Origin of the sequence: Rhodococcus sp. NPDC019647, assembly GCF_044389235.1 — a bacterium.
Classification (GTDB): Bacteria; Actinomycetota; Actinomycetes; order Mycobacteriales; family Mycobacteriaceae; genus Rhodococcus_F; species Rhodococcus_F oxybenzonivorans.
The window spans coordinates 24,423-36,846 of sequence record NZ_JBIRXS010000033.1; the positions used below are offsets into that span (position 1 = coordinate 24,423).

Genomic DNA, 12,424 nt, shown 5'->3' on the forward strand with positions numbered 1-12,424 from the left:
GGGCGATGTGCGAGGTGATCGGACCCGCCCTTCAACGCGGGCTCACGAGTCATCAATGCCTGGAACCAGACCTACCGACCATGGTCTACGACCCAGCCGGTCTACCGGCCGAGGGGTCCGTCGCCCGGTGGTGTGTGGCGGCCGCAATTGGGTGCGCTCGAAAGGGGTCAGCTGGTGGTGAGAAGGCGACCGCGGACGCGGCGACGAGAAGCCCGGCTGCCTGTCTCGGGATGAAGCGTTCTCGAAGAACGGTCACGCCGAGCAGACGGGGACGACCGGGTAGGGGGAGGACAACACAACCGCGACCACGACGAGGTGCTCCCTCGTGGCGAGCATGTAAGCGATCAGTGCCGCTGCCTCGCCCGTGAAGCCGGCGGCCAACGCGGGGACAAGGGACCACCGGATGTGTGTGCCTCGCGCAGTCGGCAGCAGCGGCACGATGGTGAGGATCGCCGCGACCCGCCCAGCGGCAACGGGCCACAATCCTGACCCCGCGCCGACCTGCGCCAACGCAACATATTGCACCGCAATGCCGAGTCCCGCGACGAGGCCGGCGAGGGCGGCGGCCGGCAGCGCGGGTCCGGCGTGAGTGCCGGTGTGCGCGACCAGCCATAGTGCCGGAACCGCGATCACGATGCCGAGCCAGGACAGCGTGGACGGGCGCTCACCGAGAGCAGCGACTCCCATCAGGACCGGCACGGCAATGCCGCAGACCGCGCTGATCGGAACAACCACGCTCATCGCCCCACGGCTGAGGCCGCGGAACAGGATAGGTGTCGGGCCACTCGATCCCGTAACTGTCGATTCCGCCCAGAATCTGGGTGGCAGTGACGATCCCGTCCTCCACGAGAGCCGCCACGAACACGCGGTCCTTCTCGCGACCAGCGATCGCCTTGGACGCACACAGGTCGACGGGATCGAGACAAAAGCCCGCCCGCCCGTATTCCGACCCGTCCTGAACCTCCACCGCGACCAGCGGTTGTCCCATTGCTTCGGCAGTACCACTACATCCCTTGTGGATCCCCTCGACGTACACGCCGAAAGACTCATGAAACGGTGAGCATTCACCAAGCCGTCCGTTGAGGATGAGGATCTTTTCCACCACTGCCGGCGACGCCGGAGCGTCGATGCCGCTCCGCGGAAAAACATCGACCTCACGCGACAAAGTCGCGTACTCCGGCAACTCCGTTTCGTCGTAGGTCCCGAGGATCGACTGGGAGCCGAAGACAATCACCTGACCCTCGTCGAGGTTCGCGCAGGCTGCCTCGATGACGTGCTCGAGCTCCTCGCGGTTCACTTCAGGACGAGCTCACGCAGATCATCGAGGACCTTCATTCGTTCATCCTCGGTCAGCAGCACGTGCAGCGGGGAAAGGTTGCGCATCTCGTTCCCAGTCTCGTCATCCGACTCCACGATCCGACGAAGGGTCTCGACGTCGTTGTCCTCGACGATTCGCTCCCACCGATCCAGGAAGTCGGTGAAGTACGGGCTGCGACTGACATGCTCGCGGACACTCTGCAGACTGCGGCGAACGCGGACGGTGTCGAGGGGCAGATGCTCGCGCTCGACCTTGTTCAGGATGGCGGCCTGCATGAGCTTCTGTCGGGTGCTTCATGTTGACGACGGTCATCTCTCGCTCCCTCATCGCTCAGGCCAACTACCGATGCGGTCGGTGCCCACAGTGTACGGGTCCGGCCACCGTTTACGCAGGTCACCCCACGCTCACGCAGCGACGACCCGACCTCCACCCGCCTATACGAACAAGGGCTCACAGGACCATCCGCGCTACCGCGATCACGCCCCGATAGCGTCACCTGTCGGACGACGGCAGCGCCGTCTGCTGCGGGGATCAGGCCACTGCTTCGCCGCAACCGCGGCGAGCACCGCGTTGGTGCGGCTGTTGCTGCGACCACCGCGGAAGAAAAATGTGCCGCCCAGGCGCATGGCCGTGAGGTGCCGATCCCGTCCTGCCCGTCCTTCGGTGGTATCTCACTGCCGACGCGGCGCCGGCCGCTACATCTCCGCCGTGGTGGTTCGGTAGGTCTTCGCCGCAGCGATACCGTCGTCGTAGTCGCTGACGTACGCACCGGCCGCCGGGTCATACAGTGAGCCGACCGCTGCTGGATCGTGGGCCATGAACACCACGTCGGGCCGTCCGTTGTTGTAGCGGCGGTAGGTGTCATAGTCCCAGCCGTCGGGTGCGTAGTCGTCGTTCCATGCCAGCCGGGCGACGGGGACGAATCCGGCGTCGGCATAGATGTTCGGCAGAACCGTGTCGAAGCAGTCGAGTCGCCTCCCTCCGAGGACGGTGGCCTGGCGCAGCATCGACGGTGCCGCGTTGGGATGCGCGCCATCGTTGTGGGAAAACACCGAGACGACTTCATCGTCCTTCAGAGCGACGCCAGCTTTTCCATCCTCGGTGACCAGCATCCGCATTTCGGCGTATTCATTCTCGTCATAGACGTACACCGAGGATGCGTAGCGGTTGTTGCTGGTCAGTTCCAGCATTTGGGTGCGGTACAGATCCGCATCCGACGACGATAGCTCGTACAGCGTCGGGCTGGACAGTCCGCGCGCAGCGAAGTCGGCTTTCTCGGAGTCGGGCCGGCTGTATGCGGCGAGCGGGTCGACGCGGCGGTCACCAATCAGAAGCCGAGGGCTTCGGCTTCCTCGATCTTCTCGTCCGTCCAGACCTGCTCGATCGCCTTGCGCTGCTCCGGCAGCAGATCGGGTGTCCACCGGTACTTCCGCCAGAACGCTTCCCTGCGCTCCTGCGTCATCGGCTCGTGATTCATGGCTGTCAGCTCCTTCGGTTCGAACATCGTTCCCAGTGTTTCGGGCGCGGCTCAGTGCTTCAGTTTGGTTCGCACGCAGTCTGTCACCTGCAGCCAAGCGGCGCTCGAGGTCGCTTCGGGCGGGCCCGGCTTCGCTCTTGATCGCCGACCGTAGTTCTTGTTGGCCACCGGGTGTGGCGTCGTAGAGGGCTTGAATTTCGGCGTGGTTGGATTCGGCCTTGTTGAGCCGTTGCTGGAGGTGGACGGCGTGGGGTTGGGCGTCGAGGTCGCGGCGGGCTTCGGTCAGCCGCGTCGCGGCGCGGGTGAGGCGGTTGCGCATGTGCGGGGTGCAGCGTGGTCCGGGCTTGGGTTTACACATCGGCGCCAACCTCGGTTGCGGTGTCGATGAGTTCGGCAAGGTACGTGCCGAGCTGTGCGACCGAATGTTTGCCGGGGCGACCATCATCGGGCAGATAGGTGTCGCGGCGCAGCTCGATCATCACGGCGGATACGCGTTCGTCGTGGCCGTAGCGGCCGAGTGGCACGTAACACCCGGCGTAGGGGGTGTTCTCAGCGATCTCCCCGAGAGGAAGGAAGGCCCGGCGGGTTGCGCTCGTCAACCAGTCCGGTGTGTGAAGGCGATCCGTGCCGATGCACACCGCTGGTCGTGCCGCGACCGGGTTCTCGAATCCAGACGGGCGTTTGGGGTAGGAGTGCACATCGATGATCACTGCTCGTCCGCATGCAGCGATGCGGTCGGTGACGAGCTCGGCGACAGCGCGGGCGTACGGACGGAAGTACTCGTCGAGAAGTGCCTCGGCGGCGGCGAATGGTTCGCCCCTAAGCCGCCTTCCGTTGCAGGCGCGGGTGTAGACGGCACCGCGGCCAAAGACTGTGGCCGGCTCAGAGGTGTCGGGGAACCGTTCGGGGTCGACGACCAGTCGGGACAAGGCGTTCTTCACAATCCACGGATGGGTGCGGGCGTGGTCGGCGCCGAGTGTGGCGATCAGGTCGGTGTCGGTATCGGTGGCCTCGTCCAGTTCGGCGTCGAGTGCCGCGTCGTCGAGCAGCAGCTGTGCGCGGACGTGCGGGGGAATCGTGCGGGAGGCGTGCGGTACGTGCAGGATCACCGGCGATGACGGGCGACCTGGCAGGATCGAGAAGCTGTTCATGCGTTCCTTTCGTAGATCGGCTGGCGGCCAACCTTGGCGGTAGGTCTGAACCGTGGCCGGTGGTCGAGCGCTCCGCCCGGACTACGTCCCCGTTCGGTCGGGTTCGTTGGCGGCAGCGAGCACTCCCGCCGGGCCAGGGACTCAGGTGAAAACATCGACGTACCAGCGCCCGTCGACCTTGTGGGTGGTCACGGTCTGGGTGCCGCGTTTGACCGGCTGGGCGGGTTGCATCACGGACAGATCGACGAGGTAGACCCCGTCGGACAGTTCGACGGTGCGGAGGCAATAGTTGGTGCCGATCGGGACCGCGTCGATGACCTTCTGCAGCTCGGGACCTGGCAGCACCGAGGAGGTGGGGGTTGCGAGGCCGCGGGCGGCTTCGCCGTTGCGCTGGCTGTAGTAGGCGTGGTTGAACGCTGCGATCACGCCCGCGCCGCTCTTCTGGTCACCGCGGTCGGCCCGGCATTCCCCGTCCGACGTGGATGTCTGTTCGGCCTGTTCGGGTTCGGGCAGGTTGAGGATGGGCAGTCCGTTCTCGTCAGCTGCTGTGGTGGTGGCGCTGGTTGTCGCCGCGGTAGACGCGGTCTCACTGTCTCCGCTGCACAGGTGGATGACGGCTACCCCGCCGGCCACAGCGACGGCGACCGCTGCGACGGTGGCAATCGTCTTCTTTCCCGGCCCGCGGCCGCCGCGGGCCGGCGGTAGAGGCGACCGGGGTGGGGGCGGTGGTGTGGCCGGGCCGCCGAGCGCCGTGGTGCGGGCGCCCGGCGGGTGGTCGGCGGTGGGTGTGGTGCCGAGAAGGTCGATCACGGCCGGATGCCGCGGCGTCGATCGGCCGAGGGTCGGCTTCTTCATGGTGCGCACCCGCCTTTGTGGTTTCAGTTCGCTGCCGGAATGCCGCCACCGATGGCGCCCGACAACAGGTTTCCGGCCAGGCCAGGGGTGGCGTCGGTGAAGAACGAATTCAGGGCGCCATCGACCTGCTCGATGATCTGCTCGCCGCCGGGCTGGGCAGCGACGAAGTCGCGGGCCTGCTGGTCGATCGCGGGCGCAGCCAGGGCCGTGTCCTGGACGGCGTCGGCGGCGGCCTGACCGACCGGGCCGGAGTTCTCCCAGTCGGTGAGCACGGTCTCGGTCTGGGCGGTCACAGCTTCGGAGTCGATGTCCGGGACCTCGATCTCCTTCGGTTCGCCCTTGTCCCCGGCGGCGATCGGGGTGACCGCGGCGACCGCGACCGCTCCGCCGACGACGCCGCCGAGCGCTGCCGCGGGAAGCCCGAATGCGGCGGCCCCGGCCGCAGCACCGGCGCCGGTCGCGATGGCCCCGACCGGTGCCCAGCCGATGCCGGGGATGAACGCGTTGCCTGCGGTAGCGCCCACGAGTCCTGCGACGGTGCCGACAGCGGCCCCGCCGGCGATGGCAGCAGGAACACCGGCGGCAGCAGCACCGGTGACCACTCCCAGCGCGCCGGCGCCGACCTGTGCGGCGGCGATTCGGTCGGCCCGGTTCGTGTCCACGCCGATCGACCGCCAACCGGTCGAGACCCCGGCCTGGACCACCGACATCGTGTTGTTGGTGCGGTCCCTGTCCAGGTCGCTGATCCAGTTCGGCTGCTTGATGTGCAGCTCACCCAGACGAAGGGTGTCTCGGGGCGCGATGAACGGTGCGGTCGGCTCCACCGGGGTCGGCAGGTGCAGCTGGTCGAACGCCACCGGCGCGAGGTAGTAGTTCTCCGGCTCGACATAGGCATTGGTGTCGTAGTCGTAGTTCGGGAGCGGCTGGTACTCGATGTTCTGGTACTCGGCGGGCGGATCAACCCAGTACACCGGTTCCGCCGGGATCTGCGGCACGAATGCGGTCTCGGGCTCGGGTGCCGGTGTCGGGGCGGTGGTTCCGCTCTGGGTGTCTCCTCCGGTGACACCTTCCTGGGTCTCGCCGCCCGTGACACCGCCCTGGATCGGGTCGGCGAATGCGGACGGGGACAGAGCGATTCCGGAGGCCAGGGCAGCGGCGATGACCGCGAGCGCGGTGGCGGCCTGGGTGGCGCTGCGGCGGCGGTGCCGGGCGCGGCGGGCGGCGCGGTTACCGGTGTTGATGTCGTTGCTCATCGAGCATCGCCTTTCATCTGGGTTCGCCCCTCGTGGGAGGGCCGGATCTTCATGGAATGGGAAGGATCGGAGGTAGGACGGTCACTCCCGACCTGGCTGGCCGGGCCAGCGCATCAGCCCACGGCACCCGCCATCAGGTCGACAACGGTGGCCGCGAGCACGGTCAACGCGTCCTGCGTCTCCCGCCGCAACTGGCTGAGCGCAATGCGCTCGCCGGAGGCGAACAACGGCTCGAACGGCATCCGGCACACCCGCAGCGCGGGGAGCGCGTTGACAACCTCGGTCTCGACCATCGGCACGTCCCCGGGCCCAGCGGTGATGACCACGACGGTGCGGGCGAGAACGTCGGGCCGGACTGCTGCGATCGTGGCGAGGGTGCGTTGGGCGGCCGCGGCGGCGTCGCGGCGCAGCGGAACCGGGAGTATCACCGCGTGCGCGGCCGTGATTGCCCAGCGCCAACTCCCGTCATGGCTGGAATTTCCGGTGTCAGCGACCAGGACGTCGCGGTGCCGGCCGAGGATCGCCCCGAGCGCTGCGGCGTCGTCGTAGCTCAGAGGCGAGTCGGCCCCGTCCCGCCCGGCGATGATGTCGGAGCCGGACGGCTGACGCGTCAGGTAGCGGGCAAGCGTGGACGGCCGGACATCGGTGGCCGCCGGGTCGACCGCGGCCAGCAGGCCGACCACGTCCTTGCCCGTGGCTGGAGGAACGGCCACGCGATCAGCGAAGCTGCCGCCGACTTCGCCGAGGTCCATGCACGTGACGGTGGCGGGGCCTCGGTGCTCGGCCAGCGTCTCGGCCAGGCTGATCGACATCGGGGTCTTGCCGACGCCGCCCTTTAGGTTGGCGAAGGTGATCACTGCGTCCTCGGGGAGCGGGCGGGCGATCGTTGTCTGCGAATCGCGCAGTCGCATCTCGAGCGAGTCCTTCTTCGGTGCGAGCTTGAGTCCGAGCATGGCGTTGAGTCGGCCACGCACACCGAGCCGAGCAGGGTCGCTCACCGCAGGGTTCGCGCGCGGCGCGGACAGCTGCGGGAGCACGTCCAGCGGGCCCGTGATTGGGCCTGTGATCGGCTCTGCCGGCCGCTGCCCCACTAGCGAAGGTGTGGAGACACCGAAGGGTGGCGGCGCCGCCTCGTAGGCGATCTGTTCGGCCGCCACGACCACCGGCCCGCCCGGCGGCGTGGAGACAGGCTCCGCCGCCACCGGTTCGGGCGCGGTCTGCGTGACGGTCGGCAGGGGCATGCTCGGGGCGCGTTCCTCCGTCTTCCCGTCCGGGCCGACGGTCAGGAACCGAGTGTCCTTTCCCGTCCGGTAGACGACCTCAACGTCAGCGCCCTGGGTCTGCGCCATCTTGTGCAGGAACTCGTGCACAACAGTGGAGAGGGTTTTGCTCTCGTTCGACTCCAAATTCATCGGAGGCACGTCGGCGTCCGCCAGGGTGGCGCGGGCAGTGGTCGCGGAGGTGATCTCGACATCAACGGTCGGCGGCGTCATCGTCAGCTGACCCCGAAGGTACTGGCCCCGGACAGCGCCTTGTCCATGTCGTCGACGACGGCCTCGGCCGTTTCCAGCTCGGCGAGGGCCTTGTCACGGGCGCTTCCCTCAGGCAGCGCTTCGATGACGACCCGACGCTTGGACGAGGCATCCCGGATCTCCGCGAGCCGCTCGCGGGTCAGCTCCTGCTCCTCACTGAGCTTGGCCAGCCACGCGGGGACCGAACTCTTGAAGTACTCGCGCAGCGATTTGATGACAGGGTCGTTCGCACCCTTGGCAACGAACGGTCCGCGCAGCGCGGCCACGTCCTCGGTAGTCGGGGTGATCGACTGGGAGATACGGCGACTCATGGGTGTTCCCTTTCGGTGGTGGTGTTGGTGGAGCTGAGGTCAGTCGCCCCGGGAGGCGTTGTCGAGGAAATTCGGGAGTTCCCGCGAGTACCAGGTCATCGGCGTAAAGGTTGGTTCTGCCGTGGTCTGCTCAGGGGCTCGCATCTGCACGGCAGTGGGCCGACCGTCGTCTCCGAGCGCGATCCCGCGGCCCTTGACGGAGGTGTCGACCTCGCGGCCCACGGTCGAGTCGCCCCACATCATCAGCGCGCCGTCCTGCGACAGGTTGCCGAGGCTGATGCGGGTACCGAAGTTGTCGCGGGCGTTACCGGACGCGCCACCGAACAAACTGGCGTCGGGGCGCTGCACCCCGAGTAGCAGCCGGATACCGGCCGAACGGGCAAGAACGGCGAGGTCGGCCCACGCACCGAGCGGGTCGAGTTCTTTGAGCTGTTCGCGGGTCTCGTCGTCGCCGGTCTTGGCCAGGCGCTGCCACTTACCGGAAAGGATGAAGCACTCGTCGACCGCGACTATGAGCGGCTGAAGGTCTGTCGGTTGTGCCCGGTTCTCCTGAACCCATCCCACCCGCGCGTGCATCTCGCGGTGCAGTGCTCGGATGAACCCTGCGGCACGCAGTGCATCGCCGATGATCGTGACGCAGTTCGGTTCGGTTTCGAGGCCGTCGAGTTCGATCGTCTTTGGGTCGACGCCGACGAAGGGAATGCCGCGGCGGGCGGCCTCGGTCAGCAGGGTGCGGATCACCGACGTCTTGCCGCCCCCGGTCGGTCCGACGATCAGGCAGTGCGGTCCGGCTGCGTGGGAGGAGATGTTCCAGGACACGGTTTCACCGTTGGCGGCCGTCGCATAGGGCAGATGCATGTCGGTACCTTCAGGCGGGTTCGCGGCGGTCATGCAGGCGCTCCTACGAGGTCGGGTTCGGGGAGGACGACGACGCCGGTGACGTCGAAGGTGATGCGGGTCTTCACACGTCCGGTGCCGACGGTCAGGACGGTTTCGGCGACCTCGCCCTTGGCGCCGCGGCGGACGTCGACCGAGTCGACGGTGACGGGGACGAGTTCGCCGTTGTCGTCGTCGACGAGGACGGTCTGGCCGGCCACTACTGCGGAGGCGGGAATGACGTCCGAGAAGTCGTCGTCGCCGGTGGGCGCGGCGTCCGCAGTCGGTGACGTGGCGGACGGGCCGTCGTCGGTGGTGGCGGTCGCGCCGATGACGATCGGCTCGGGAGCACTGCCGTGCTTGCGTGCTCGCTTGGCCAGGGCGCGCTCGGATTCGATGAACGAGGCCAGCTCCTGTGAGTAGCAAGTGAACTGCGGGGCCTCGGTGGGTTTGAGGCCGTCGATGATCGCCTTCTCACTCTCGGCGAGCTGGTTCCACTTGTTGGGGTGTCGGTCGACGTTGGGGGTCCACCACATCTGCGCGTCGACGGGGTTGCCGTCGTCGCCGAGCGCGATCCCGCGGCCCTTGACGGAGGTGTCGACCTCGCGGCCCACGGTCGAGTCGCCCCACATCATCAGCGCGCCGTCCTGCGACAGGTTGCCGAGGCTGATGCGGGTACCGAAGTTGTCGCGGGCGTTACCGGACGCGCCACCGAACAAACTGGCGTCGGGGCGCTGCACCCCGAGTAGCAGCCGGATACCGGCCGAACGGGCAAGAACGGCGAGGTCGGCCCACGCACCGAGCGGGTCGAGTTCTTTGAGCTGTTCGCGGGTCTCGTCGTCGCCGGTCTTGGCCAGGCGCTGCCACTTGCCGGAGAGGATGAAGAACTCGTCGAGGACCGCGATCATCAGCGGCAGCTGCGAGCCCTCGATCTTCATCTGGTGGATGTAGGCGTTGCGGGCCATCATCTCGGTGTGCAGCGCGCGCACGAACATCGCTGCGCGCAGTGCGTCGTAGATGATCGCGCCGCAGCCGGGGTAGCCCTCGAGGCCGTCGAGTTCGATCATCTTCGGATCGACGCCGACGAACGGAACTCCGCGGCGGGCGGCCTCGGTCAGCAGGGTGCGGATCACCGACGTCTTGCCGCCCCCGGTCGGGCCCACGATCAGGCAATGCGGCTTGTTCGAGCTCGTTGACACATCCCAGTACATGATTCGGTCCGCGGCACCGGTCGCATACGGCAGGTGCCGCAAGTTCTCGTCGACCAATTCGAGCGGGTGGTCGACGCGCGAGGGCATCGCGGTGACCAGACGCATCACCAGGTAGCCCTTGTCGGGGTACCAGTCGGTGGTCCAGTTGCGGCCGGACTCGTGCTGCCCCGCCAGGGAGGCGAGAGCTTCTTCGACCTTGAGCTGGAAGCCTTTGGCGCCTGCGTTCATCGACTTCTCGAACGCAATCCGGTAGCCGGTCTCGACGCCGGCCTCGTCGACAGTCTCTACGGTGACCTTCGGGTCCTTGAAGATCGAGGCGTCGTCGAGCGCGCCCTGGAGGGCCTTCTGGCGGTCGGAGCGGGTGTCCGGGGTGATGGTCTTACGGGCGATGATGATGCGGTCGTGGTGGGTCTTGTGGCGGACCTTGACCTCCCACTTGTCACTGCCGGGGAACGCGGCCGCGATCGCGCGGGAGACCTCCTCGAACTGCTTGGGCCGGATGACGGTGCCGCGGTGCAGTGTGATCGTCGCGCGTCGGATCACACGCCACCCGGGCGGGAACGAGACGACGATCTTCTTCGGCAGGTGTCCGGTGCCCTGTCGGACCACCGATTCGAACATCTGCGACCACCTGTGCATGCGGTGGCGCAGGACGTCGACGATGACGAGCAGGGCAGCGGCGGCGACGAGCAGCACCCGGTAGTCGTGCAGCTTCGTCAGCACGCCGACGACGGTCTCGTTGTCGGTGGCCGCCGACATGAGGCGCGGGGAGTACACAGCAAGGCCGGCGGCGACGATGGTGATCGGCGAGAGCGGGGTAAAACGGCGGATGCGCGTCGGCTGGCCGTCCTCCCTGACCTGGTTGCCGCGACCGTCGCCGGAATCGCCGAAGATGTCGCGCCACGTCGCGACCAACCAGTCCTTGAGTGGGTCGTGATTTCCGCTCACCGCCTGTGCCTTTCGATCGTTTCGATCCTGAACGCCTTCCGGGGAGGCGTCTTTGAGCACAGTGACAGAAACCCGTGATTTTCCTCAACGGGGTGTCCCCCTCGTGCGGCGCACCCCCGCCGGTGCGGTGAACACCGCTCTCGCGCATGATCTCCAGGCCGGAGTGCCGAACCCTCAACGCGTTCGACTCGCGCCCTTGACGGGTCTCTGATCACCGCCTTTGTGAGCTGTGGTTGCATCGGTATGTCGACCGCTGCGCCGAGGGGACTCTGTCGACCGCTGTTCGGCACGCTCGTTCGAGCGCTCTGCGGGAGCGTTCACCGAGTGCCCTGCGGGGCAATGTGGGACGCGGGATTCAGCGCCCGTGCGAGTGCTTTTTCGAGTACTTCGCCACGCGGGTCTGCGGACGGGTGCGCCCGCTCGACCGAGTGGTGTTGTGAGCGCTGCGGAAGGCGTGGACATGCCCGGTGGTGAGCGCTCGCCGCGGCACTGGTTCGAGCACTGCTCATAGCGTTCTACGTGGGTGTTCCGAATAGCGTTGGCGCTGAGCGCAATTCTGGATTACACTCCCCCCCAAGGAACGCCGGGGGGGAGTGGCCCCCGGAGGGGGTGGGCCTGGGAGGCGCTTTTTCGAGCGCTCGAATCCACCGCCGAAATCCATCGCCGAATCCGGCGCCGTTTTCACCGCGCATCTGAGCGCTGTCTCCACGCACCGGCGCACTGGGTGCTCGAGCCGCTCGCTACGCACCTGCCGCGACAGCCCGTCTGGGCGTGGCCTTTGGACCCGCCGTCTGCCCGAGTGCGCACACCGCCCGACGGTCGGTCGACGAGCAGGTGGAGCGCCTGACTCTGATCACCGCGACGACACACGAGCCGCCCCCATCGATCGAATCACCGCGGGGAATCCCCCCACGCGCAGCCTGATTGCCGGCTGCCCATCGAGATCGTTCCGGCCGCGCCGCGCCGCCGCTTCGCACCCATCGCTGGAAACGACATTCCCGATGCCGCACCGCCCCCGTTCACCTGCACCGATGACCCGATCCCGGCGCGGACACCCCGTTGAGATGAAAAGCGAGTTCGACTTACGGTCGTGCGCATCCACATTCAGATGCACCTACCGAACTCAGCGATGGAGTGTGCTCATGTCCCTCACGTCCGCAGTCGTCGACCTGGCGACCACCCCGCCCGGAAGCGTCGACGTACTCGCCCAGAACACCGAAGTCACCACTGGCGGCCTGCGCGCGTGGATCGGCGACAACATCATCTTCACGATCCTCGCCCTGATCGCGTGCGTCGTCCTCCTCGGCGGCCTGCGCGGCAACCTGTCGAAGGTCTTCACCGTAGGCGGTCTGTCGCTCGTCGGTATCGCGTTCTTTTCCCTCGCGAGCAGTGAGAGCGCCGCGACCGGAATCGGCAACTGGATTCTCGGCCTGTTCGGCATCCGAGTGGTCTGACCTGCCGTGCCCGATCACCAATCGACGATCGAAGGGAG

The 12,424-nt window shown here is 67.3% G+C and carries 12 protein-coding genes and 1 pseudogene; 1 reads left to right on the forward strand and 12 read right to left on the reverse strand.

Annotated elements, in window-relative coordinates; translation table 11 throughout:
* Positions 1 to 252: 252 nt before the first annotated feature.
* The 12 genes and pseudogenes from ACH49N_RS33505 to ACH49N_RS33560 all read right to left on the reverse strand — a co-directional run bounded on the left by ACH49N_RS33505 (position 253) and on the right by ACH49N_RS33560 (position 10,932).
* Entirely contained in the window at positions 253 to 687 is a 435-nt protein-coding gene (locus tag ACH49N_RS33505) for a hypothetical protein (protein ID WP_158306535.1), read from the reverse strand.
* Positions 665 to 1,297 (reverse strand): hypothetical protein, encoded by a 633-nt coding sequence (locus ACH49N_RS33510; protein WP_012687073.1) that lies wholly within the window; start codon positions 1,295 to 1,297, stop codon positions 665 to 667. The genes ACH49N_RS33505 and ACH49N_RS33510 overlap by 23 nt, the downstream gene beginning before the upstream one ends.
* Positions 1,294 to 1,593 (reverse strand): hypothetical protein, encoded by a 300-nt coding sequence (locus tag ACH49N_RS33515; protein ID WP_012687074.1) that lies wholly within the window; start codon positions 1,591 to 1,593, stop codon positions 1,294 to 1,296. The genes ACH49N_RS33510 and ACH49N_RS33515 overlap by 4 nt, the downstream gene beginning before the upstream one ends.
* Before the next feature lie 420 nt (positions 1,594 to 2,013).
* On the reverse strand, positions 2,014 to 2,508 hold the full coding sequence (locus tag ACH49N_RS33520; protein WP_012687075.1) for a hypothetical protein: 495 nt from the start codon (positions 2,506 to 2,508) through the stop codon (positions 2,014 to 2,016).
* A 137-nt stretch (positions 2,509 to 2,645) separates the two neighbouring features.
* Entirely contained in the window at positions 2,646 to 2,822 is a 177-nt protein-coding gene (locus tag ACH49N_RS33525) for a hypothetical protein (protein WP_012687076.1), read from the reverse strand.
* A gap of 323 nt (positions 2,823 to 3,145) precedes the next feature.
* Positions 3,146 to 3,946, reverse strand: a complete 801-nt coding sequence (locus tag ACH49N_RS33530) for an N-formylglutamate amidohydrolase (protein WP_012687077.1) — start codon at positions 3,944 to 3,946, stop codon at positions 3,146 to 3,148.
* Between the two features lie 141 nt (positions 3,947 to 4,087).
* Entirely contained in the window at positions 4,088 to 4,801 is a 714-nt protein-coding gene (locus tag ACH49N_RS33535) for a hypothetical protein (protein WP_167315996.1), read from the reverse strand.
* 23 nt (positions 4,802 to 4,824) lie between these two features.
* On the reverse strand, positions 4,825 to 6,054 hold the full coding sequence (locus tag ACH49N_RS33540; protein WP_012687079.1) for a hypothetical protein: 1,230 nt from the start codon (positions 6,052 to 6,054) through the stop codon (positions 4,825 to 4,827).
* Positions 6,055 to 6,167: 113 nt separating this feature from the next.
* Entirely contained in the window at positions 6,168 to 7,547 is a 1,380-nt protein-coding gene (locus tag ACH49N_RS33545; RefSeq protein ID WP_012687080.1) for a ParA family protein, read from the reverse strand.
* Between the two features lie 2 nt (positions 7,548 to 7,549).
* Positions 7,550 to 7,897, reverse strand: coding sequence for a hypothetical protein (locus ACH49N_RS33550; RefSeq protein ID WP_012687081.1), 348 nt, complete (start codon positions 7,895 to 7,897; stop codon positions 7,550 to 7,552).
* Between the two features lie 57 nt (positions 7,898 to 7,954).
* Positions 7,955 to 8,752: pseudogene (locus tag ACH49N_RS33555) on the reverse strand (FtsK/SpoIIIE domain-containing protein); the annotation flags it as partial.
* A gap of 32 nt (positions 8,753 to 8,784) precedes the next feature.
* Positions 8,785 to 10,932 carry an FtsK/SpoIIIE domain-containing protein gene (locus tag ACH49N_RS33560; protein ID WP_012687083.1) on the reverse strand — a complete coding sequence of 716 codons (2,148 nt, stop codon included), beginning with the start codon at positions 10,930 to 10,932 and terminating at the stop codon, positions 8,785 to 8,787.
* Between the two features lie 1,142 nt (positions 10,933 to 12,074).
* Here ACH49N_RS33560 and ACH49N_RS33565 point away from each other — a divergent pair.
* Entirely contained in the window at positions 12,075 to 12,386 is a 312-nt protein-coding gene (locus ACH49N_RS33565; RefSeq protein ID WP_043827431.1) for a hypothetical protein, read from the forward strand.
* Positions 12,387 to 12,424: the final 38 nt, after the last annotated feature.